Annotated in this window: 18 protein-coding genes; 8 read left to right on the top strand and 10 right to left on the bottom strand. The window is 71.1% G+C overall.

Translation table 11 applies throughout. The features are described 5' to 3' along the window. Positions 1–32 precede the first annotated feature (32 nt). The 3 genes from ABT147_RS04280 to ABT147_RS04270 are packed head-to-tail and all read left to right on the top strand — an operon-like array spanning position 33 to position 2,480. Entirely contained in the window at positions 33–821 is a 789-nt protein-coding gene (locus ABT147_RS04280) for an ABC transporter ATP-binding protein (RefSeq protein WP_351402608.1), read from the top strand. Then, the gene (locus tag ABT147_RS04275; protein WP_351402607.1) at positions 808–1,719 is read left to right on the top strand and encodes an ABC transporter permease; all 912 of its coding nucleotides are present in this window, start codon (positions 808–810) and stop codon (positions 1,717–1,719) included. Before ABT147_RS04280 ends, ABT147_RS04275 begins: the two co-directional genes overlap by 14 nt. A 5-nt stretch (positions 1,720–1,724) precedes the next feature. Further along, positions 1,725–2,480, top strand: a complete 756-nt coding sequence (locus ABT147_RS04270; RefSeq protein WP_351402606.1) for a sirohydrochlorin chelatase — start codon at positions 1,725–1,727, stop codon at positions 2,478–2,480. Positions 2,481–2,523: 43 nt separating this feature from the next. On the opposite strand, the gene ABT147_RS04265 is transcribed toward ABT147_RS04270, so the two are convergent. Then, complete coding sequence (locus tag ABT147_RS04265; protein ID WP_351402605.1) at positions 2,524–3,135, bottom strand: TIGR03086 family metal-binding protein; 612 nt, start codon at positions 3,133–3,135, stop codon at positions 2,524–2,526. A 51-nt stretch (positions 3,136–3,186) separates the two neighbouring features. After that, entirely contained in the window at positions 3,187–3,735 is a 549-nt protein-coding gene (locus ABT147_RS04260) for a DUF1697 domain-containing protein (protein WP_351402604.1), read from the bottom strand. A 237-nt stretch (positions 3,736–3,972) separates the two neighbouring features. Between ABT147_RS04260 and ABT147_RS04255 the strand changes: the two genes are divergently transcribed. Continuing rightward, positions 3,973–6,243: an MMPL family transporter gene (locus ABT147_RS04255; protein ID WP_351402603.1), complete on the top strand. Its 2,271-nt coding sequence runs from the start codon at positions 3,973–3,975 to the stop codon at positions 6,241–6,243. A 68-nt stretch (positions 6,244–6,311) separates the two neighbouring features. On the opposite strand, the gene ABT147_RS04250 is transcribed toward ABT147_RS04255, so the two are convergent. The 5 genes from ABT147_RS04250 to ABT147_RS04230 all read right to left on the bottom strand — a co-directional run bounded on the left by ABT147_RS04250 (position 6,312) and on the right by ABT147_RS04230 (position 12,088). Continuing rightward, the gene (locus ABT147_RS04250; protein ID WP_351402602.1) at positions 6,312–7,268 is read right to left on the bottom strand and encodes a CDP-alcohol phosphatidyltransferase family protein; all 957 of its coding nucleotides are present in this window, start codon (positions 7,266–7,268) and stop codon (positions 6,312–6,314) included. 237 nt (positions 7,269–7,505) lie between these two features. Next, positions 7,506–8,696 carry a macrolide-inactivating glycosyltransferase gene (gene mgt / locus ABT147_RS04245; protein WP_351402601.1) on the bottom strand — a complete coding sequence of 397 codons (1,191 nt, stop codon included), beginning with the start codon at positions 8,694–8,696 and terminating at the stop codon, positions 7,506–7,508. Between the two features lie 331 nt (positions 8,697–9,027). Further along, positions 9,028–10,311 (bottom strand): ABC transporter substrate-binding protein, encoded by a 1,284-nt coding sequence (locus tag ABT147_RS04240; protein ID WP_351402600.1) that lies wholly within the window; start codon positions 10,309–10,311, stop codon positions 9,028–9,030. Further along, positions 10,311–11,144 carry a carbohydrate ABC transporter permease gene (locus ABT147_RS04235; RefSeq protein ID WP_351402599.1) on the bottom strand — a complete coding sequence of 278 codons (834 nt, stop codon included), beginning with the start codon at positions 11,142–11,144 and terminating at the stop codon, positions 10,311–10,313. The genes ABT147_RS04240 and ABT147_RS04235 overlap by 1 nt, the downstream gene beginning before the upstream one ends. Beyond that, on the bottom strand, positions 11,141–12,088 hold the full coding sequence (locus ABT147_RS04230; protein ID WP_351402597.1) for a carbohydrate ABC transporter permease: 948 nt from the start codon (positions 12,086–12,088) through the stop codon (positions 11,141–11,143). Before ABT147_RS04230 ends, ABT147_RS04235 begins: the two co-directional genes overlap by 4 nt. 154 nt (positions 12,089–12,242) lie before the next feature. Between ABT147_RS04230 and ABT147_RS04225 the strand changes: the two genes are divergently transcribed. After that, a complete protein-coding gene (locus ABT147_RS04225; protein WP_351402595.1) occupies positions 12,243–13,106 on the top strand; it encodes an aminoglycoside phosphotransferase family protein in 864 nt (287 codons plus the stop codon). Positions 13,107–13,192: 86 nt separating this feature from the next. Here the strand turns inward: ABT147_RS04225 and ABT147_RS04220 are convergent, their stop codons facing one another. The 3 genes from ABT147_RS04220 to ABT147_RS04210 all read right to left on the bottom strand — a co-directional run bounded on the left by ABT147_RS04220 (position 13,193) and on the right by ABT147_RS04210 (position 15,784). Continuing rightward, complete coding sequence (locus ABT147_RS04220) at positions 13,193–13,678, bottom strand: GNAT family N-acetyltransferase (RefSeq protein WP_351402593.1); 486 nt, start codon at positions 13,676–13,678, stop codon at positions 13,193–13,195. Continuing rightward, positions 13,675–14,433 carry a 3'-5' exonuclease gene (locus tag ABT147_RS04215; RefSeq protein ID WP_351402591.1) on the bottom strand — a complete coding sequence of 253 codons (759 nt, stop codon included), beginning with the start codon at positions 14,431–14,433 and terminating at the stop codon, positions 13,675–13,677. Before ABT147_RS04215 ends, ABT147_RS04220 begins: the two co-directional genes overlap by 4 nt. A gap of 103 nt (positions 14,434–14,536) precedes the next feature. Further along, positions 14,537–15,784: a DUF5919 domain-containing protein gene (locus tag ABT147_RS04210; RefSeq protein WP_351402589.1), complete on the bottom strand. Its 1,248-nt coding sequence runs from the start codon at positions 15,782–15,784 to the stop codon at positions 14,537–14,539. 327 nt (positions 15,785–16,111) lie between these two features. Between ABT147_RS04210 and glgX the strand changes: the two genes are divergently transcribed. From glgX to ABT147_RS04195, 3 genes are all read left to right on the top strand, one after another. After that, the gene (gene glgX, locus ABT147_RS04205) at positions 16,112–18,247 is read left to right on the top strand and encodes a glycogen debranching protein GlgX (protein WP_351402587.1); all 2,136 of its coding nucleotides are present in this window, start codon (positions 16,112–16,114) and stop codon (positions 18,245–18,247) included. Between the two features lie 127 nt (positions 18,248–18,374). Then, entirely contained in the window at positions 18,375–20,714 is a 2,340-nt protein-coding gene (gene treY, locus ABT147_RS04200; RefSeq protein ID WP_351402585.1) for a malto-oligosyltrehalose synthase, read from the top strand. 177 nt (positions 20,715–20,891) lie between these two features. Then, positions 20,892–22,145, top strand: coding sequence for a M14 family zinc carboxypeptidase (locus ABT147_RS04195; RefSeq protein ID WP_351402716.1), 1,254 nt, complete (start codon positions 20,892–20,894; stop codon positions 22,143–22,145). The last annotated feature ends 23 nt before the right edge of the window (positions 22,146–22,168 follow it).

Raw genomic sequence — 22,168 nt, 5'->3', positions numbered from 1 at the left:
GTAGTCCGATGAGTTCCCAGGAGGTGACGACCATGGCCACCACACTCGCCAAGGCCGCCGACGGCGTCCAGACGGCCGAGCACGCCGCCCGTATCGAGCACGTATCGAAGTCCTTCGCCGGGCCGACCGGGCAGCAGCTCGTCCTGGACGACATCACGCTCGATGTCGCTCCGGGCGAGTTCGTCACCCTCCTGGGGGCCTCGGGCTGCGGCAAGTCCACCCTGCTGAACCTGGTGGCGGGGCTCGACGCCCCGTCGCAGGGCAGCATCACGACCGACGGGCGTCCGGCTCTGATGTTCCAGGAGCACGCCCTGTTCCCGTGGCTCACCGCGGGCAAGAACATCGAACTCGCCCTGAAGCTCAGGGGGGTTCCGAAGGCCGAGCGGCGCGAGCGGACCGAGGAACTGCTCGGTCTGGTCCGGCTCCAGGGCGCGTACGGCAAGCGGGTGCACGAGCTGTCGGGCGGTATGCGCCAGCGTGTCGCCCTGGCCCGCGCCCTGGCGCAGGAGAGCAAGCTGCTGCTGATGGACGAGCCGTTCGCCGCGCTCGACGCCATCACCCGGGACGTGCTCCACGACGAGCTGACCCGGATCTGGAGCGAGACGCGGGTCTCGGTGCTGTTCGTGACGCACAACGTGCGCGAGGCGGTACGGCTCGCCGAGCGGGTCGTCCTGCTGTCCTCGCGCCCCGGCCGGGTGGCCCGCGAGTGGACCGTGGGCATCCAGCAGCCGCGCCGCATCGAGGACACCGCCGTGGCGGAGCTGTCCGTCGAGATCACCGAAGAACTGCGCAAGGAGATCCGCCGCCATGGCCAGCACTGAGACCACGAGCGACGCCATCCCCGGCAAGAACGTCAAGGACTCCGACGATCTCGCGGGGCTGGAGGCGGGCCTCGACGCGCTCGACTCGGTGCAGACCGGGCGGCCGCCGCTGCGCCAGGTACTCGTCCAGAAGGTGCTGCCCCCGATCACCGCGGTCGCCCTGGTGCTGGCGGTCTGGCAGCTCCTCGTCCTGGCGGAGGTCGCACCGGCCTACAAGCTGCCCTCGCCGTCCGCGGTGTGGGAGGAGGTCCGGCAGGCCTGGCTGCAGGGCACACTCCTGGACTCCATCTGGACCAGCGTCTCCCGTGGTCTGCTCGGCTTCCTCGCCGCCCTGGCGATCGGTACCCCGCTGGGTCTGCTGGTGGCCCGCGTCCGGATCGTCCGCGCCGCCATCGGCCCGATCCTCTCGGGTCTGCAGTCGCTGCCGTCGGTGGCGTGGGTGCCGCCCGCGGTGGTCTGGCTGGGGCTGGAGCCGTCGGTGATGTACACGGTCATCCTGCTCGGCGCGGTCCCGTCGATCGCCAACGGTCTGGTGTCCGGCATCGACCAGGTGCCGCCGCTGTTCCTGCGGGCCGGCCGCACCCTGGGCGCGACCGGGCTGAAGGGCACCTGGCACATCGTGATGCCGGCCGCGCTGCCCGGCTATGTGGCCGGTCTGAAGCAGGGCTGGGCGTTCTCCTGGCGTTCGCTGATGGCCGCCGAGATCATCGCCAAGGCACCCGACATCGGCTCGGGCCTCGGCCAGATGCTGGAGGCGGGCCGCACCAACAGCAGCATGCCGCAGGTGTTCCTGGCCATCTTCCTCATCCTGATCGTCGGTATCGCCATCGACCTGCTGATCTTCAGTCCGCTGGAGCGGTGGGTGCTGCGCAGCCGCGGTCTGCTGGTGAAGAGCTGATCCCCATGCACCTCAGGAAGCCGGTTCTCCTCGTCGTCGCCCACGGCAGCCGCGATCCGCGGCACGCCGCGACCGTGCACGCCCTCGTACGGCGTGTGCGGGCGCTGCGCCCCGGGCTGCGGGTGGAGACCGGCTTCCTCGACTTCAACATCCCCTCCGTCCAAGGGGTGTTGGAGTCACTGGCGGCGGAGGGCGTCCGGGACGTGGTGGCGCTCCCGCTCCTCCTGACCCGCGCCTTCCACGCCAAGGCGGACATCCCGGCGGTCCTGCGGGAGGCCCCGCCACGCCTGCGCATCCGCCAGGCCGACGTCCTGGGCCCCTCGCCGCTGCTGCTGACGGCGCTCGAACACCGGCTGTACGAGGCGGGGTTGAACCCCGCCGACAAATCCTCGACCGGGGTCGTCCTGGCCTCGGCGGGGTCCTCCGACCCGGAGGCGATCGCGGTGATCGCCGACATCGCGCGGGAGTGGTGGCACACCGGTTGGTGCGCCGTGCGACCCGCGTTCGCCTCCGCATCCCTCCCCCGCACCGAGGACGCCGTACGGGAGCTCCGGGCACTCGGCTGCGAACGCGTCGCCGTCGCGCCGTATGTCCTCGCGCCCGGCCGGCTGCCGGACCGCATCGCGACGGGCGCGGCCGAGGCGGACGTCCTCGCCGATGTACTGGGCCCGGCACCGGAAGTGGCCCGGCTGCTGCTGCGCAGGTACGACGAGGCGTCCGTGAAGGCGCTGCTGCGGACGCGGATCGGCGCGAGCGCCTGAACGTCTGAACGTTTGAACGTTTGAACGTTTGAACGTCCGGGTCCTAGCGGATTCCGAGTTTCGGGTCCCTGCCGCTCGACGCCAGCGCCCTGTCGAACACCGGCGCGTCGGCCGGTGCGGGCACGGGGTCGGCGAAGCCGTCGTACTGGCGGTAGAGGTCGCCGTGGGTCTCGACGACGTCGAGGACGAAGCGGGCGGCGCCCTCCGAGACCCGGAAGTCCTGGCCCGTGGCGACGGCGACGTCCCAGCCGTGGACGGCCATCTCCTTGATGATCATGCCGGCCAGGTCGACGGCCGGGAGCGGGCCCATGCCCAGGTCGATGTCGCCCTCCCAGAGGGACGGGTCGGCCCAGGCCGTGACCGCGCGGTCCAGCTGGGCGGCGTAGGCGTCGGCCCAGTCGGGGGCGGTGGTGAAGTCGCGCCGGGTCAGTTCCTCAGGAAGCGGCTTGCGCAGGGCGCGGTGTTCCAGGCCGTGCGAGGTGTACAGGACCCAGTGGTTGACCAGGGCGCGGACGTCCCAGTCGCCGCAGTGGGTGGGACGGGCGAGCTGTTCCGCCGTGACGCCCCGGGCGACACGGGCCGCCTCGGCGGCGCATTCCGCCATGAACGGGTGGTGGGGGTGCGGGCGTGGGTGCGGGGTGTCGTGGTTCGTCATGCACCTCACGCTAGGGACGGCGCGCCGGGTCCTCTTGAACAAACGCGACAGTCAGCCGGCCCCGGTCAGCTCCGCCAGCTTCACCACCGTGTTCCAGTTGCGGGTCGTGGCGATCAGACCCTTCTGGAGGCGGGGCCTGGACAGGGTCTCCGCGAGCTTGGAGCGGCCGAGGCCCTCGGGGGCGTAGAGGTAGACGGCCCGGTCGCCGAGTCTGAACTCCTCGGGGAGGAAGGCCTGTTGGTCGATGCCCTCGAAGCGGGTCGCGTCCACGGTCTCCGAGAGATAGGTGACGTGGAGTTGCTTGCCCTCCAGTTCCGCCGCCGGAAACGGGCAGGCCTCGCGGACGGCCTCCAGGTAGGCGTGGTCGCGGACCAGGACGTCGACGGTGAAGCCGAAGTGTTCGCCGATGGCCGTCGTGAGGTCGGCGGCGAGGGAGTCCTCGTCGCCGTGGTCGCTGGTGAAGACCGCGTTGCCGCTCTGCAGGTAGGTGGACACACCGGTGTGGCCGAGGCCGGTCAGGAGGGTGCGGAGGTCGGCCATCGGGACCTTCTTGCTGCCGCCCACATTGATCCCGCGCAGAAGCGCCGCGTACGTCGTCATGGGCTCACGATAAGCACGGGAGGGGGCGATCACCCTGAGGAGGGGCCCTGAGAGGCCGGGATAGGTGTAGGGGGTCACTGTCCTCCTTGGTGGGGAGGGGGTGGGGTCCGAGCGGAGGAGTCGTAGGCCTCGGGGTTCACCGGAGAGCACGAAGAGATGCCCTTATCCGGCTCATACCTTCGAAGCGAAGGGCGACGGCAGGGGGCCGTCACCTGTCGACGAGGGGACTGGCCGGCGATGGCAAACGGAGACATACGGGTGCGGGGTGTCGCCGCCCGGGCGGGCGGCTGGAGCGCCCGGCACCGCTGGGCGGCCGTCGGGATCTGGGTGCTGTTCGTCGTGCTGACGATGGGGATCGGCTCGGCGATGGGCTCGGTCGAGGTCAAGGACAGCGACCAGCTCAAGGGAGAGACCAGCACGGCGGCGCACATCATCGAGGAGGCGGGCATCGAGGAGCCCGCCGGTGAGACCGTCCTGATCCAGGCGAAGGACGACGGCACCAAGGCCACGGACGCCACGTTCCGGGCCGCCGTGGACGACGTCATGAAGGCCGTCGAGGGCACCGGGAAGGTCACGGACGTGACCTCGCCGTACGACACGCGGACGATCTCGAAGGACGGCCGCAGCGCGCTGGTGCAGTTCGACGTGCGGGGCGATTCGGACACCGCGGGCGAGCGCATCGAGCCGGTGCTGAAGGCCGTCGAGGGTGTCCAGAAGGACCACGGGTCGCTGCGGATCGAGGAGATCGGCGGCGCCTCCATGATGAAGACGTTCGACGACGCGTTCGGGGACGACTTCCAGAAGGCCGAGTACTCGGCGCTGCCGGTGGCGCTCGGCATCCTGCTGATCGCGTTCGGCGCGGTCGTCGCGGCGCTGCTGCCGGTCGCGCTGGCGATGACCGCGATCATGGCGACGATGGGGCTGATGGCCATCGTCAGCCATGTGATCCCGATGAGCGACACCGCCAACTCCGTGATGCTGCTGGTGGGTCTGGCCGTCGGGGTCGACTACTGCCTGTTCTATCTGCGCCGTGAGCGCGAGGAGCGTGCGGCGGGCCGGGACGCGCAGACCGCGCTGCGGGTGGCCGCCGCGACCAGTGGCCGCGCCATCATCGTCTCCGGTGTCACGGTGTGCGTGGCGATGGCGGGCATGCTGTTCACCGGGCTCGCCGAGTTCGAGGCGATGGGCCTGGCCTCCCTGATGGTCGTCGCCGTCGCGATGGTCGGTTCGGTCACGGTGCTGCCTGCGCTGCTGTCGCTGCTGGGCGAGCGGGTCGAGAAGGGCCGTATCCCGTTCCTGCACCCGGACAAGCGGCGGAAGAACGGCCGTTCGGGAGAGGGCAACGCGGAGAGCCGTTTCTGGAACGCCGTCCTGCGGGTCGTCCTCGCCAGGCCGGCGCTGTCGCTGGTCGTCGCGACCGGTGCGCTGCTCGCCGTGGCCGCGCCCGCGGTCGGGATGAAGACGCAGAACCTCACGCTGGACCAGGAGTTCGGCGACTCGCTGCCGATCGTGCAGACGTACAACCGGGTCAACGAGGCCTTCCCGGGCGGTTCCGAGCCGGCCGAGGTGGTCGTGAAGGCGAAGGACATCAACGCCCCCGAGGTGCGGTCGGCGCTGGCCGACTTCAAGGAGGAGGCCGTCGCCTCGGGCGCCTCGCGCGGCCCGGTGGAGATCAAGGTGCACGGCGCGCAGAACGTGGCGTTCGTGTACGTGCCGCTGGTCGGCGGCTCCGACCAGGACAAGGCGGGCGCGAGCCTGGACAAGCTGCGCGACGAGGTACGGCCCGCCACGCTCGGCAAGGTCGAAGGCGTCGAGGCGCCGGTCACCGGGCAGGTCGCGGGCAACCAGGACTTCAACGACCAGCTGGTCGGCTCCGTCGTCCCGGTCTTCGCCTTCGTCGTGGTCTTCGCCTTCCTTCTCATGCTGCTGTCGTTCCGCTCGCTGACGATCGCGATCACGTCGATCGTGCTGAACCTGCTGTCGGTGGGCGCCGCGTACGGCATCCTCGTCGGCGTCTTCCAGCACGGCTGGGGGGCCTCGCTGGTGGGCGCGGAGGGTGTCGGCGCCATCATCACCTGGCTGCCGCTGTTCCTCTTCGTGATCCTGTTCGGGCTGTCGATGGACTACCACGTGTTCGTGGTCTCGCGGATCCGTGAGGCACGGCTGCGGGGCCGTACGACGAAGGACGCGATCCGGCACGGGGTGGTCACCACGGCCGGGGTCGTGACCAGCGCCGCCGTCATCATGGTCGCCGTCTTCGCGATCTTCGGGACGCTGTCCATGCAGTCCATGAAGCAGATGGGCGTGGGCCTCGCCGCGGCCGTCCTCATCGACGCGACGATCATCCGGGGTGTGCTCCTCCCGGCGGTGATGGCCCTGCTCGGCGAGCGCAACTGGTATCTGCCGAAGTGGCTGAACCGGCTGCCGGACCTCACCCACGACGAGGCGCCGGAGCCGGGCCCGGGGCCGGTGCCCCCGGCCAGGGAGGACACGAGGGTACGGGTCTGACCGGGGCCGGAGTGCGGTAGTGGGCCGGGGGTGGTGTCACCGCCCCCGGCCCGCCCGTGTGCGCCGGTTCAGGCCGCCTTGGCCACGTCTCCCCGGACGTCTCCGCGGTCGAAGGAGTCGAGGGTGCGGGTGAAGTCGCGGGTGGAGAGCAGCAGCTTGTAGACGATGGCCAGTTCGAAGACGAGGAGCAGGGCGCCGGAGACGATGGTCGCCGCCATCACCGAGTCGATGATCGGGCCGATCATGAAGACGCCCATCTGGAACTCGATGCCGCTGATCAGGTGGGGGCGGACGCGGTGGCGCAGCAGGAAGGACCGTACGCGCAGATAGGCGGGGAAGCGGCGGCGGAACTCCTGGTGCAGGTCGACGACCTGGGTCCGCGGGGCGGCCTGGGTGACCTCGGCGGTGGCCGTGCGCAGGTCCTGCTCGATGTCGGCCTCGGGGTTCTCGCGCAGCAGGTCCTCCATGAAGGCGAGGTCCCGCTCGTTCTCGGCGCGGCGGGCCTCGCGGAGCCGGGCCTTGATCTGCTTGCGCATGGTGTGGCGGACCTTGAAGGTCTCCAGGGAGTTGATGTAGCGCAGCGCGTCGCAGCCGATGACGGCGGCGGCGAGCCAGATGTAGAAGGTCTCGCCGGTGCGGTCGTACTGCCCCGCCATCAGGGCCACCGAGCACGCCGCGACCCGGACGCGGTCGAAGACGAAGTCGAGCCAGGCGCCGAACACGGAGCCCTGGCCGGTGAGCCGGGCGACCTTGCCGTCCATGCAGTCGAGGATGAAGCTCAGGTGGTAGACGACCGCGCCGGCGATCAGCCAGCGCCAGTCGCCCAGCGCGAAGCAGGCGGCCGAGACCAGGCCCAGCAGGAAGGCGCCCCAGGTCAGCTGGTTGGGCGTGATCCTCGTGTATTTCGCGGTGAGCCGCACCAGCGGTGTGGCGACCGGATCGACGAGCCACACGGTCCACCAGGCGTCCCGCTTCTTCTGCGTGACGCGGCGCACTTCCGCGAGGTCGGGTATGTCTCGGCGCATGGGTCAACTTCCTGGCGTTCGAAATGAGTTCACGCTCAGCTTGGAAGCCGTTCACCTGAGGCACAAGAAGTGCCCGGCACAACCTTTCGGAGGGGGTAAGGGTCGAACCCGGTATCAGAGTCGGTGCGCTTTCCGCGCGGACCGGGCGTTACCCGACCGTTATCGAGTGACCTGACCGTGACCCAAAAAGTGCCGGGATTTCACGTTTGACATGGAACCAACCCGCTTGCCCGGCTATCAGGGGTTTCGGAGTTGGGCCTCGATGAGGTCGGCGGCCTGTCGGGTGCCGCCCTCTCCCGCCATCCCCTGCTGAACCTCCTTGAGGCGCCGGGCCACTTCGGGGTCGTCGGCGAGGGCGAGGACCGCCTCGCGCAGGGTCTCGGCCGTCGCCTCCGCCATGGGCAGATGGCGGGCGACGCCGAGCGCCTGGAGCATGTCGGCGTTGCCGAACTGGTCGACGGCCTGGGGTACGGCGACCATGGGCGTGGCGGTGGCGAGGCCCTCCTGACTGCCGCCGGCGCCCGCGTGGGTGATGAACGCGTCGGCCTGCTTGAGGATCGCCAGCTGCGGCACCCAGTCCCGCACCTCCACGTTGGCCGGGATCTCGCCCAGCTCCGCCGGGTCTACGTGCCTGCCGACCTGGAGCACCATGTGCCAGCCGGGCAGGTCGCCGAAGGCCTTCACACACTCCCGGTAGAAGTCGGGCCGCTTGGTGAAGGACGAGCCGAGGGAGACGAGCAGCACCTTCTCCGCGTCCGCCGGCCGGGTCCAGTCGCCCTGTGCCGAGCGGTCGCCCTGGCAGGCGCCGACGAAGGTGTAGCGGCTCTCGTCGACCCGGTCGGCGTGCGGCTGGAGCGCCTTCGGGATGAGGACCAGGGAACGGGCGGGCCGGCCGACGAACGGGTCGGGGTGCTCGGTGATCCCGTTCTCCTCCAGCCAGCGCTGGAAGCGGGCGTAGTAGGCCCGGCCGCGTTCCGTGCTCTTCGGCTCGGCCCACATGGGTTCGGCGACCTCCTCCTCGTAACCGGTCCAGGCGACCAGGTTCGGGGAGAGGGAGATCGCCTTGACACCCCAGCGGTGGGCGAGGACGGGGGCCGGGTACGCGGTGATGTCGTGCAGCACGAGGTCGGGCTCGTCGCCCTCGTACGCCTCGATGAGCTGGGGCAGGGCCTGGATCGCGTCGTTCAGGAAGGGTTCCACGTTGTCGAGGAGCGTCGTCCCCCATGCCTCGGGGTCGGCGTCGGGGCCCGGCAGGGTCGAGTCCCAGAGCTTCGGCTCGGCGCCGGTCTCCGCGACCTTCTCGGCGAACGCCGGCGGGATCGCGTACGTCACCCGGTGGCCCCTTGCCACCAGCTCGCGGATCACTTCGAGGCTCGGGTTCACGTGACCGTGGGCGGCGATGGAGAACATGGCGATGTGGGAGGTCATGCGCCGAAGGTACGCGAGACGAGACGTCTCGTGCAACCGTTTTTGGGCGGCAGGGTTGGTTGTCGGGTGCGGGTCCGGTGGGGGCTGGTCGCGCAGTTCCCCGCGCCCCTAAAGATTCAGGCCCCTGCGGGCCTGAAGACCACGGGCCCGCCGGTCCTGAAAGGCGACGGGCCGGTGGGCCTGAGAAGCGACGGGCTGCGGGCCTAAGGGCGACGGGGCTGCAGGGGTGAAAAGCACGGGGCGCAGCCCCTGCTTTTCAGGGGCGCGGGGAACTGCGCGAGAAGCCCCACCGGACCCGCACCCGACAACGCACCCCCACCGGCCCACCCCCTCACCGCTGGTAGCGCGCCAGCACCAGGTTCCCGTCCTCCTCCAACCGCTCCCGCAGCTCGCCGAGCCCGATCGCCCCGCTGTAGTACTCCTGGTACGCGGGGGTCGCGACCTTGTCCTTCCATTCCGGATAGCCGCGCACGGACTGGGCGGGGGCGGAGCGGAGGTGGGTCGCGAGGGCCGTGCCCGTGGCCCAGTCGAACCGGGTCGTGCGCAGGGCGGAATCCCGGAGGGCCTCCGTGCCGGTCGGGAGCATCCAGTCCCCGAGGGCGAGGCGGACCATGTTGTCGGGGCGGAGGAGGAAGTCGATGAACTCGGCGGCCTCCTGCTTGTGGGGGCTGTCCTCTGCAACCGAGAGGGTCTGCGGGCTGACGCCCTGGGTGAGCCCGTCGGCGCCGGCCGGGGCGGGCAGCACCTGCCATTCGAAGCCCTCGGGAGCCTGCTGGACGATCTGCTGACGGTAGGAGAAGCCGAGCGGGACCATCGCGTACTTCCCGCCGAAGAACCCGGGCAGCGTGTCGGACCCGCCCATACCGAGCGTGGTGCTCGACGCGCTCCCGTCGACGTTCACCTCGTCGTGCACGGTCTTCGGGACGACCGCGTCGGCCGCCTCGAAGCGGACCTCGACCTTGCCGTCCGCGTCCCGGTGGAACAGCTGCCCGCCCGCCGAGAGGGACAGGTTCAGCGTGGCCGACACCGGCTCCTTCAGCGGCCACGCGACACCGTACTTGCCGTCGCCGCTCAGCTCCTTCACGACCTCCCGGAACTCCGCCCAGGTCCACGGGTCCTCCGGCGTCGCCACCCGCACCCCGGACTCACGCAGCCACGTCGCGTTGGCGATCAGCACCCTCGGCTCCTGGAGGAACGGCACCCCGTAGATCCCGCCCCCGAAGGTCGTCGTCTCCCAACTGCGCGCCGGAATGTCCGACTTGAGCCGCTCGGGCAGCAGCTCGCGCAGATCGGCGAGGTAACCGCCGTACGCGAAGTCCGCGAGGTCGTCCGAGGCGTCGTGGATGATGTCGGGCGCCTCCCCGCCCTCGAAGGAGGTGAGCAGCTGGTCGTGGACGCTGTCCCAGGACCCCTGGACGTACTCGACCTCGACGTCCGGGTGCGTGGCGTTCCACTCCTTCACCAGCTCCTTGTTGACGGCGACGGACTCCTCCTGCCAGGCCAGGGACTGGAAGCGGAGGGTCACCCGGCCGTCGGCGGAACCGTCCTCGTCGCCCCCGCAGCCGGCGGCCAGGAGGCACAGCAGCAGAACGGCCGTCAGCCATCGCGCGCGCATCAGCTCTTCACCGCCCCGGCGAGCATGCCGCCCGTGATCCGTTTCTGGATGACCGCGAACACGACAAGGGAGGGCAGCGTCGCGAGGAACGCCGCGGCGGCCAGCGGGCCGAGGTCGGCCACACCCTCCGCGCCGATGAAGTGGGTGAGGACGACCGGCAGGGTCTGCCGCTCCGGCGTCTTGAGCAGCACCAGCGCGAAGAAGAACTCGTTCCACGCGGTGATGAACGCGAACAGCGCCGTCGCCACGATGCCCGGCGCCAGCAGCGGTGCCGTCACCGACACCAGCGTCCGCAGCTTCCCGGCCCCGTCGACCGCCGCCGCCTCCTCCAGCTCCACGGGCACGGCCCGGACGTAGCCGACGAGCATCCACAGCGCGAACGGCAGCGCCCACACCACGTACACCATGATCAGTCCGGGGACGGAGTTGATCAGCCGGAGGTTCTTCAGCACCAGGAACAGCGGGATGATCACCAGCACGAACGGGAACGCCTGGCTGACCACCACCCAGCCGGTCGCCAGCCGCGACAGCGTCGTGCGGTGCCTGGCCATGACGTACGCCATCGGGGTCGCGATCAGTACGGCGACGACGGCCGCGCCGAGCGCCGCGACCAGCGAGTTGAACGCGGCCTGGAGCAGGGGCTGTTCGTCGAAGGCCTGCCTGAAGTTGGCGAGGGTCGGGTCCTGTGGGATCCAGGTCGGGTGGAGACTGCCCAGCTCACGGGCCGGTTTGAAGGCGGTGGAGAGCAGCCAGAGGAAGGGGAAGGCCAGGAAGACGAGATACGCGAGGAGGGCCGCGTACTGGCCGGTGCGGGCTGCCTTGCTGGTCCTCACGTGTCCGCACCCCGCCTCAGTCGGCCGACCAGTACGCACGCGAGGACCATCGAGATCACCGCGACCATCACACATCCCATCGCCGCCGCGTACCCGAACTGCCCGTAGCGGAAGGCCTCCTCGTAGGCGAAGAGCATCGGCAGGCGGGTGCGGCCGCCGGGTCCGCCGTTCGTCAGGACGTACACCAGGGCGAAGGAGTTGAAGTTCCAGATCAGGTTGAGCGCCGAGACGGCCAGGGCGATGGGTCTGATGGCGGGCCAGGTGACCGTGCGGAACCGGCGCCAGGCGCCCGCGCCGTCCATCGCGGCGGCCTCGTGCAGTTCGCGCGGGGTGTTCTGCAGTCCGGCGAGCAGGGCGACGGTGGTCTGGGGCATGCCCGCCCAGACGCCGACCACTATGACGGCGGGCAGGGCGGTGGCCAGTCCGCTCAGCCAGTCGCGGCCGTCGCCGAGGCCCAGGTCGCGGATGGTCTCGTTGAGGATGCCCGCGTCGGGGTTGTAGACGAGCCGCCACATGATGCCGACGACCACCTCGGGCATGGCCCAGGGGATGATCGCGAGCGCCCTGGCCAGCCAGCGCAGCCGTAGCGGCTGGTTGAGGAGCAGGGCGAGGCCGAGGGCGAGGAGGAACTGCGGGACGGTGACCCCGACCGCCCACAGCAGGCCGATGCGGAACGAGTCCCAGAACAGGGTGTCGTGCAGCAGGTCCTGGAAGTTGAGCGTGCCGATCCACCGGGTGGGCTCGGTCCGGCCGGACTGGGCGTCGGTGAAGGCCAGCGCGATCCCGTACAGCAGCGGTCCGACGCTCAGCACCAGGATGGGGAGCAGCGCGGGCAGGACCAGGAACCAGGCGCCGTGGTCGATCAGGCGCCGGTCCCGGCCGTCCGCCGGGGTGCGCCGCTTGGCCGGTCGCGGGCGTTGCGGCTTCGCGGTCGCCAAGGTCATGCCCGTCATGGTGCTGAGGCCATGACAGGGCGTCAAGGCACCGCGCACAGGGCCCGACCTGTGCGAATGCGAGACTGACCGCTGTATGGCGTGAACCTGACGTCCCACCGGGGGGCGTCGGCCGTACGGAGTCGGTCGGACACGGAGGCGCGGGATGGACGAGGCACGGGCGCGGGACGTACTGGTCACGGCCGGTGTGCTGCCCGCCGGGGCCGGGGAGGCGCGGCTGCTCGCGCTGGGCGAGAACGCGGTGTTCGCCGCCGGTGACCTGGTCGTCAGGGTGGGCCGTGACGCCGAACTCCTCGACCGGGCCCGCCGCGAGCTGGACGCCGCGGCCTGGCTCGCCGAGGCGGGTGTCCCGGCGGTACGGGCCGCCGAGCCGAAGGCCCTGCTCGTCGAGGGGCACCCGGTGACGGTGTGGCACCGGCTGCCCGACTCCGTGCGCCCCGCCGGGCCCCGTGATTTGGCCGAACTCCTACGGCTGGTCCATGCCCTCCCCGCCCCTCCCTTCGCCCTGCCGCGTCGTGAACTGCTGGGCGGTGTGGAGCGCTGGCTGCGCCTGGCCGGTGACGCGATCGACCCGGCGGACGCGGCCTACCTCCGCGAACGCCGCGACGGCTTCGCCACGGCCGCTGCCACCCTCGTCCCCCATCTGTCCCCGGGCCCGATCCACGGCGACGCCCTCCCCCGCAATGTCCACATCGGTCCCGACGGGCCGGTCCTCGTCGACCTGGAGACCTTCTCCGGCGACCTCCGCGAGCACGACCTCGTGGTCATGGCCCTCTCCCACGACCGCTACGGGCTGCCGGCGGAGGACTACGACACCTTCACGGCCACCTACGGCTGGGACGTCCGCGCGTGGGACGGCTGTTCCGTGCTGCGGGGCGCCCGCGAGACGGCCAGCTGTGCCTGGGTCGCCCAGCACGCGCCGAGCAATCCGAAGGCCCTGGCCGAGTTCGAACGCCGCGTCGCCTCGCTGCGGGACGGGGACGAGACGGTCCGCTGGTATCCGTTCTGAACGGCCCCGGAGGCTCAGGTCGCTCAGGTCGCTCAGGTCGCTCAGGTCGCTCAGGTCGCTCAGGTCGCTCAGGTCGCTCAGGTCGCTCAGGTCGCTTCGAGTATGAGCACCGCTTCGTCGGTCTCCGCGTCGCGGGCCCGGGCGAAGCCCCGGTCGTGGCCGGTGACGACGAAGCCGCACTTCTCCAGGACGCGGATCGAGCCGGTGTTGTCGGCGGCCGCGCGGGCGTGCAGCGGCCGGGTGGGTTCGAGGTCGATCAGGGCGGTGAGGGCGGCGGTGGCGATGCCCCGGCCCCAGTGGGCGCGGTCGATCCAGTAGGTGACCTCGCGTTCGTCCGGCGGGCCGTAGACCGCGGCCTGGCCGACCACCTCGCCGTCGGCGACCACCGTGCGCATCAGGACGTCCGGGGCGGCGCGGATCTTCGCCAAGTGGGCGTCGAAGAGCGCCCGGTCGTAGTGGTACTCCCCGGTGAAGGCGGCGATCCGCTGTGCCTCGGGATCGGACGCGTGCTCCCAGAGGGAGGGCAGGTCGCCGTCCCGTACCTCGCGCAGGGAGATCTCGGCGGTCGTCATACCGTCTCGTCCTCCGTCTGGTCCTCGGTCTGGTCCTCGGTCTGGTCCTCGGTCTCGCGCAGCGGCCAGATCGCGTCGACGACCGCTTCCGGGTTGCCCTTGCGGCGCAGGAAGGCCTGGAAGTCGGTGGCCCATTCGGCGTACCACTCGATCTGGCTGCGGTGCAGCTCGGCCGGGCCGAGGGCGGCGACCTTCGGGTGGCGCTGGGCTATCGCGCGGGCGAGCCGGGCGGCGGCCAGGGCGTCGGCGGAGGCGTCGTGCGCGGCGTCGAGCGGGACGCCGTACTCCCCGCAGACCGCTTCGAGGTTGCGCTTGCCGCGGCGGTAGCGGTCGACGGAGCGGTCGATCGTGTACGGGTCGATGACCGGCGCCGGGTCGATGCCGCCGAGTCGGTCGCGCAGGGACGGCAGGGCGTGCCGGCGCAGCTCGGCGGAGAGCAGGGTCAGATCGAAGGCCGCGTTGTACGCCACGACCGGGACGCCCGTCTTCCAGTAGGAGACGAGGACGTCGGCGATGGCGTCGGCGACCTGGTCGGCCGGTCTGCCCTCGGCCGTCGCGCGGGCGTTGGTGATGCCGTGCACCGCCACCGCCTCCGCCGGGATCTCCATGCCCGGGTCGGCGAGCCATTCCCGGTGTCCGACCGGCTCCCCGTCCTTGACCTCGATCACCGCGCCCGTGACGATACGCGCCTCGCGCGGGTCCGTCCCGGTGGTCTCCAGGTCGAAGCCGATCAGCAGCTGCCGGTGCCAACCCATGCTGGCCCCCCTTCTTGGTGGTGCTTTCCCCCAGTGACCACCACCATCGCATGGGCCACTGACAATCCGAGGACCGCATTCCGCTTAGCCCCGCGGCAGGCCTTCACGACACCGGTCGCGAGTCCGCCCACGCCACTTCGAACTCCTCGCGGTATGTATCGAAAAGACCGACTTCGCCGTTCTCATGGGCCTTCAGGACCCGGTTGCCGCCGCGCAGGACGAGGACCGGTGCCTCCATGCCCCGGGTGCGGCGCAGATACGTCTGGACGACCGCGACACCGTCCGTGCCGTCGCCGTCCACGAGGTAGGCGGTGAAGCGGGGTGTCTCGTCGAAGACCTGGATCTCGAACGCGCCGGGGTCGCGCAGCCGGGAGCGGACCCGGCGCATATGGAGGATGTTCATCTCCACGGCACGGCTCAACTCGCCCCGCTTTATGCCCAGTTCGCGCTCCCGCCGCTTCACCGAACTGGAGGCGGGGTTGAGGAAGAGCAGGCGTACCCGGCAGCCCCCCTCGGCGAGCCGGACCAGCCGTCGTCCGGAGAAGTTCTGCACGAGGAGGTTCAGGCCTATGCCGATGGCGTCGAGGCGGCGGGCGCCGCCGAAGAGGTCCTCGGCGGGGAACTGCCGCAGCAGCCGCACCCGGTCGGGGTGGACGCCGACGACGTCCGCGTACCGGTCGCCGACGAGGTCCTCGACCGCGTCGACGGGCAGCCGGCGCGCGGAGGGCACGTCGCTGCCCGCGCCCAGGATCTCCAGCAGCTTCGCCGAGGCGCGCTCGGCCTGGGCGAGGACGGCCTCGGAGAGGGCCCGGTTGCGGGAGACGACGTTCCGGGTGACCTCCAGCTCGTCCAGCGCCAGTTCCACGTCGCGCCGCTCGTCGACGTACGGCTCGAAGCAGGGCCAGTGCTGCACCATCAGCTCGCGCAGCTGGGGCAGGGTCAGGAAACTCAGGACGTTGTCGTCGGCGGGGTCGAGGAGATAGCCCTTGCGGCGGCTGACCTCGCGTACCGCGACGGCCCGCTGCACCCACTCCTGTCCGGCGGGTCCGGCGGCGGCGACCACCCAGTCGTCGCCGTGGACGGGCTCGTAGATGGGCCGCAGCACGGCGGCGACGACGGCGCGCAGCCGCTGTTCGACGAGGTTCAGCCAGATGTAGGCACGACCGGCCCGCTGGGCGCGCGTACGCACTTCGAGCCAGGCGTCGGCGTTCCAGTCCAGTTCCGGGCCGATGGATCCCATCTCCATCGGCCGTGCCAGGGACACCGCGCCGGGTGGGACATCTGTGGAGTTCCCCTCGTGACCCGTATCGCCCGCGTCACCAGGAGGCAACTCCAGCCCTCCCGAGCCCACCCACGCACCGCCTTCCGCTCCCCCGAGCTCACCCCTACGCAACGATCAAGGAAGGGTACTCCGGTAGCGGGTGACGATACAGCCGGATGGACAGGTCGTTTCTCAACTACCGCCCGTGACTTGGCCGTTCCGGCGTGCTACCGCGCCGGGAGTGAGCTGATTCATAGCCGGCGGCGGTGATGATCCGACACTGACGGCCCCCGAGGCGTCACGATGTGTCCATCGCTGGGCAGGAGGGACGTATGCCCTAGGAGGTTTCCTCAGTTTGGGGGAGACTCCCACCGGAGTCGCCCCCAGCGGCGCGCGACAACTGGAAGAGTCGTATCCATGCAGGTCTGGCCTGGACAGGCGTATCCGCTCGGCGCCACGTACGACGGCGCCGGTACCAACTTCGCGGTCTTCTCGGAGGCCGCGCATCGAGTAGAGCTGTGTCTGCTGGACGACGACGGCTCCGAGACGGCGGTGGAACTGCGCGAGTCGGACGCGTTCGTGCGGCACGCGTATCTGCCCGGTGTGATGCCGGGACAGCGGTACGGCTTCCGTGTGCACGGCCCGTACGCGCCGGAGCGCGGACTGCGCTGCAACTCCGCGAAGCTGCTTCTCGACCCGTACGCGCGTGCCATCAGCGGCTCGGTCACCTGGGGGGAGGAGGTGTACGGCTATCACTTCGGTGCGCCCGAGAAACGCAACGACCTCGACTCGGCACCGCACATGATGACCTCGGTCGTGGTCAACCCGTACTTCGACTGGGGCGACGACCGGCGGCCCCGTACCGAGTACCACCACACGGTGATCTACGAGGCCCATGTCAAGGGCCTCACCATGCGGCACCCGGGGCTGCCCGAGGAGCTGCGCGGTACGTACGCGGCGCTCGCACACCCGGCGATCATCGAACATCTGACCTCCCTGGGCGTCACGGCACTGGAGCTGATGCCCGTACACCAGTTCGTGAACGACCACCGTCTGGCCGACATGGGCCTCAGCAACTACTGGGGCTACAACACCATCGGATTCTTCGCCCCGCACAACGCGTACGCCTCCTGGGGCGACCGGGGGCAGCAGGTGCTGGAGTTCAAATCGGCGGTCCGGGCACTGCACGAGGCGGGCATCGAGGTCATCCTCGACGTGGTCTACAACCACACGGCCGAGGGCAACCACCTGGGCCCGACGCTGTCGTTCAAGGGCCTCGACAACCCGTCGTACTACCGGCTCACGGACGATCCGCGCTACTACATGGACACGACCGGCACGGGCAACTCGCTCCTCATGCGGTCGCCGCACGTGTTGCAGCTCATCATGGACTCGCTGCGGTACTGGGTCACCGAGATGCATGTCGACGGCTTCCGCTTCGACCTCGCCGCGACGCTCGCCCGGCAGTTCCACGAGGTGGACCGGCTGTCGTCGTTCTTCGACCTCGTCCAGCAGGACCCGGTGGTCTCCCAGGTGAAGCTGATCGCCGAGCCCTGGGACGTCGGCGAGGGCGGCTACCAGGTGGGGAACTTCCCGCCGCTGTGGACCGAGTGGAACGGCAAGTACCGCGACACGGTACGTGACCTGTGGCGGGGCGAGCCGCGTACGCTCGCGGAGTTCGCGTCCCGGCTGACCGGCTCGTCCGACCTGTACCAGGACGACGGGCGGCGCCCGCTGGCCTCCATCAACTTCGTGACCTGCCACGACGGGTTCACGATGCGGGATCTGGTCTCCTACAACGACAAGCGCAACGACGCCAACGGCGAGGACAACCGGGACGGGGAGAGCCACAACCGGTCCTGGAACTGCGGGGCGGAGGGCGAGACCGACGATCCCGGGGTGACCGGACTGCGGGTCCGGCAGATGCGGAACTTCATCGCCACGCTGATGCTGTCGCAGGGCGTGCCGATGCTCAGCCACGGCGACGAGTTCGCGCGTACGCAGGGCGGCAACAACAACGCGTACTGCCAGGACAACGAGGTGTCCTGGGTGCCGTGGCCCTCCGCGGAGGACGGGGACGAGGGCGAGGGCGCCCCCTTCGGGGATCTGCTGGAGTTCACCCGGGCGATGGTGTGGCTGCGGAAGGACCATCCCGTTTTCCGGCGGCGGCGGTTCTTCCACGGCCGGCCGGTGGAGGGGACCCACGACGAGCTGTCGGACATCGCCTGGTTCACACCGGAGGGCGAGGAGATGGTGCAGCGGGACTGGGACTCCGCCCAGGCGGGGGCGTTGAGCGTGTTCCTGAACGGGAACGCGATCTCCGAGCCCGGGGCCCGGGGTGAGCGGATCTCGGACGACTCGTTCCTGTTGATGGTGAACGCGTCGGCGGAGCCGCTGGAGTTCGTGGTGCCGGTCAATCACGGGCCGCAGTGGCAGACGGTGGTGGACACGGGGCGGGAGGACGCGGTTCCCGAGGACGGGCCGAAGGTGGCGGCCGGGGACCGGGTGACGCTGGTGGACCGGAGCCTGGCCGTGTTCAGAAGGCCGACCTAGAGGTCCGGACGGCTACCGCCCCTGGCGCGCACCCGATGCCGGGAGGTGCGGCCGCGCCCCGGAAAGCGGCGGGCTTCGTCGCGTGTCAGGGTGCTCCAAATGTCCTGTGGCGGGTACGTAGGACTTCATGACCTCTGTCGTACCTGTCGCCACCTATCGGGTTCAGCTTCAGCCTTCGTTCCCGTTCGCCGCCGTCGCGGCCGCCGTGCCGTACATCGCCTCGCTCGGGGTGTCGCACCTTCATCTCTCGCCCGTGCTGGAGTCCGTGCCGGGGTCGGAGCACGGCTACGACGTGGTCGATCACGGGCGGGTGCGCGGGGAACTCGGGGGTGAGGAGGGGTTGCGGGCGCTGGCCCGGACCGCCCGGGAGCACGGGCTCGGGCTGGTCGTGGACATCGTGCCCAACCACATGGCCATGGCTCCCCGGCACAACCGGGCGCTGTGGGAGGTGCTGCGGGAGGGGCCCGGGTCGGCGTACGCGCGATGGTTCGACATCGACTGGGAGGCGCAGGGCGGGCGGGTGCTGCTGCCGGTGCTCGGGGGGCCGTTGGGGACGGAGATCGAGCAGTTCGTGGTGGACGGGCGGGAGCTGCGCTACTACGACCACGCGTTCCCGCTGCGGGAGGGCACCGAGAAGCTGCCGTTGCCGCAGCTGCTGGACGCGCAGTGGTACCGGCCGGTGTGGTGGCGGCTGGCCCGTACGGAGCTGAACTACCGGCGGTTCTTCAGCATCTCGGAGCTGATCGGGGTGCGGGTCGAGGAGCCGGAGGTCTTCGACGCGACCCACACGAAGATCCTTCAGCTGCTGGAGGAGGGGGTGGTCGACGGGCTGCGCGTCGACCATCCCGACGGGCTCGCCGATCCCGACGCCTATCTGCGGCGGCTGCACGAGGCGACCGGGGGGCGGTGGACCGTCGTCGAGAAGATCCTCGCTGACGGGGAGGCGCTGCCGGCGGCCTGGCCGGTCGCCGGGACCACCGGCTACGACGCGCTGCGGCACATCGACGGGCTCTTCACCGATCCGGCGGGGGCGGGTGAGCTGCTGGGGCAGTACCGGCGGTTCACGGCCGCGCAGGCCGACCGGGGCGGCGAGTGGGAGTCGACGGTACGGCGGGCCGCGTACCGGGTGCTCACGCACGAGCTGGTCGCCGAGGTGGAACGGCTCACCCGGACGGCGCACCGGTTGTGCGAGCGCTCCCCCTTGCTCTCCCTGCGCGACCAGGCGCCGTGGGCGCTGCGTACCGCGCTGTGCGAGCTGCTCGCACGGATGGACGTGTACCGCCCGTACGCCTCCCAGGACGCCTCCCTCGTCGTCACCGAGGAGGCGGCGGCCGAGGCCCGTGCGGTGTTCGTGGTGCCCGAGGAGGCCCGGTCGGTGGACGCCGTACGGGATCTGGTGCTGGGGCGGTCGGGGGACGGGCCGGAGCACGCGGAGTTCCGGGCGCGGTTCGCGCAGACCTCGTCGGCGCTGCGGGCGAAGTCGGTGGAGGACACGGCGTTCTACCGCTATGTGCCGTTGGTGTCGGCGAACGAGGTGGGGGGCGACCCGGGCAGTCCGGCCGTGTCGACGGAGGACTTCCACGCCTACTGCGCCCGGGTGCAGCGCGACTGGCCGGCCACGGGGACGGTGCTGTCGACGCACGACACCAAGCGCAGCGCGGATGTACGGGCGGCCGTCGCGGTGCTCGCGGAGTGCCCTGAGCGGTGGGCGGACGTGCTGGCGGAGGTGACCCGGGACGGTGCGGGGGTGGCGGATCCGCAGCTGGCGTGGGCGGCCTGGCAGACGGCGTTCGGGCTCGGCCCGGCGGACGGGGAGCGGTCCGGGGAGCGGCTTCGGGGCGCCCTGCTGAAGCATGTGCGGGAGGCGGGGCTGCACACCTCCTGGACCGAGCAGAACCCGGCGTACGAGGCGGTGGTGGCGGACTTCGTCGCGCGGGGGCCCGCCGTGGACACCCGGGTCGCCGCGCTGCGGGAGGAACTGGAGCCGTACGTCCGGGCGAACAGCCTCGGCGCCGCACTGGTGCAGCTGACCATGCCGGGGGTGCCGGACCTCTACCAGGGGACGGAGGGCGAGTACCGGGCCCTGGTGGACCCGGACAACCGCCGGCCCTTCGCGCCCCAGGACGAGGTGTCCGACAAGTTCCGGCTCACCTCGGCCGCACTACGGCTGCGCGGGCGGCGACCCAAGGTGTTCGGGGACGCGGCGACCTACGCGCCCCTGACTGCGGACGGGCCCGGGGCCGGGCACTGCGTGGCCTTCGCGCGGTCCGGTGAGGTGGTCACGGCGGTGACACGCCTTTCGCTGCGGTTGGCCGAGGCCGGCGGCTGGGGAGACACCCGCCTGCCCCTGCCGGAGGGGCGGTGGACCGATGTGGTCGGCGGGGGGCGGGAGTTCGAGGGCGAGGTGCGGTTGGCGGAGCTGTTCGAGTCGCTGCCGGTCGCACTGCTGGAGCGGGTGGGCGAGTGACGGGGGTGCCTGCCGGGGGTCGCTTCCCTGCCGGGTAGCGGTACTTCCCGTGCCGGGTGACGGTGAATGCGACTGGGCGCCCCTGGGAGCCGCCCCTTTCGGGGAAGGACACTGGACGGATCTCCCACTCGGCTCCGCCGGGTGCGCGGGTGGTGTTGCCAGGTGGACTGGACGGGGGTGGGTCTCCTGTTGGAGCTCGGTTATCCCACGGTGGCCGAACTGGAGTCGGCGGCCAGAGATCTGACGAACCGTCGGCCGGGGCTGTGCGCGCTGCGGCGGATCGGGGTCTCGCGTGCGGGCCGGCCGTTGCGGCTGCTGTCCGTGGGGCATGCGAGACGGGCCGTCCTGGTCGTCGCGGGCGCCCACGCGAACGAGCCGACCGGTGGCTCCACGGTCCTCGCGCTGGCCGAACGGGTCGCGCGGGAGCGGGAGTTGCGGGCCGGTGTCTCCTGGCACTTCGTGCTCTGCGCGGACCCGGACGGGGCGAGCCTGCACACGACGCCCGCGCCACGCACGCTCCTCGACTACCACCTGGGGTTCTTCCGGCCTGCCGGTCCCGAGCAGCCGGAGTGGTCGCCCTCGGTGCTGCCGCCTGACCGGCTGCCGCCCGAGACGCACGCCCTGCTCGGTGTGCTGGACGACCTGCGGCCCTACCTCCAGGTGACCCTGCACGGCACCGATCTCGGCGGCAGCTGGGTGCAGCTGACGAAGGACGTACCGGGGCTCGCCGAGCCGTTCGCCAAGTCGGCGGCCGAGCTGGGCATACCGGTGGAGCGGGGCGCGTCCGACGCCGCCGGCTGGCCCGCGGCCGGGCCCGGGGTGTTCGTGATGCCCCGGCCGGGCGCCCATGTGGCGTACCCGAGCATGCCGGACGACGCCCGGCACAGCACCTGGTACCACGCCCACCGGTACGGCGGTCTGACGGCGGTCGTCGAGGTGCCGATGTGGGCGAGCGACCTGGTGGACGACCCGGCCCCGCACCCGGCCCCGGCGGCGGCGCTGCGGCATCTGGCGCGGCGGCTCCTCGCGGACGCGGGCCGGGTGGAGCGGGTGCTCGCCGAGGCGCTGCCCCGGCTGCCGGGACCCGAGGGGCCGCTGCTGCGGGCCGCCCGGTGGGCGCTGGCGCTGGTGCCGGGGCTGGCCCGGGACTGGACCGACGGGCCGCCGCCCGACCTGTCGACGGCGTACGTGGGCAGTGTGGACGCGTTCGGGCGCCGGCTCCCGTTGCGGGCCGCGGCGATGCTGTTGCGGGTGCTGAGGGAGGCCGGCGACCCGGCGGCGCCGTATCTCGAAGGGGTGGTCTCCGAGTGGTGCGAGGCGTTCGGGGATCGGTTCCGTGCGCGGTGGGTGCCGGTGGGGGACCAGGTCGAGCATCAGGCTCGTACGGTGCTGGCGGCGGCGGTTTGTGCGCGGGATGGTGGGAGGTGCTGAGTGCGCCTACTGGGGTGCCGCTT

Source organism: Streptomyces sp. NPDC001868, assembly GCF_040297125.1.
Taxonomy (GTDB): Bacteria; Actinomycetota; Actinomycetes; order Streptomycetales; family Streptomycetaceae; genus Streptomyces.
This window is presented reverse-complemented; position numbering and strand designations above follow the sequence as displayed.